This window comes from Pseudomonas sp. HY13-MNA-CIBAN-0226 (assembly GCF_040310305.1).
GTDB classification, from domain to species: domain Bacteria; phylum Pseudomonadota; class Gammaproteobacteria; order Pseudomonadales; family Pseudomonadaceae; genus Aquipseudomonas; species Aquipseudomonas gregormendelii.
Window position 1 is genome coordinate 1 of sequence record NZ_JBEOPS010000160.1, and the last position, 285, is coordinate 285.

The following is a 285-nucleotide window of genomic DNA, read 5'->3' on the forward strand; positions in this document are numbered from 1 at the left end:
GGTTATGCTTTTGTATCCCACCTTTTTTTGTTCAGGTTTTTGCTAGAAGTTTATTTCGCAATAGCTGCTTTACTAACGCCATCAAGGGCTGTTGCGATGTTATCAATAGCAGTATCACAACCTTTTATATTATGACGCTCTTTGAGATATTCAGGATTGTTGTACGACAACCAAACTTTTTTATCGGCATCTTCACTGATGAGGATTTTTTGCGGTAAGTCAATGGCGACGCTTTGCTCGCAATTCATCAATGGCGTACCCGCTTTCGGATTACCAAACATAATC

At 39.6% G+C, this 285-nt stretch carries 1 protein-coding gene; it reads right to left on the reverse strand.

What is annotated here, in order from left to right:
* Window positions 1–50: 50 nt before the first annotated feature.
* A partial coding sequence (locus AAEZ05_RS28220) for a DUF302 domain-containing protein (RefSeq protein ID WP_350649863.1) occupies window positions 51–285 on the reverse strand: 235 nt, incomplete at its 5' end.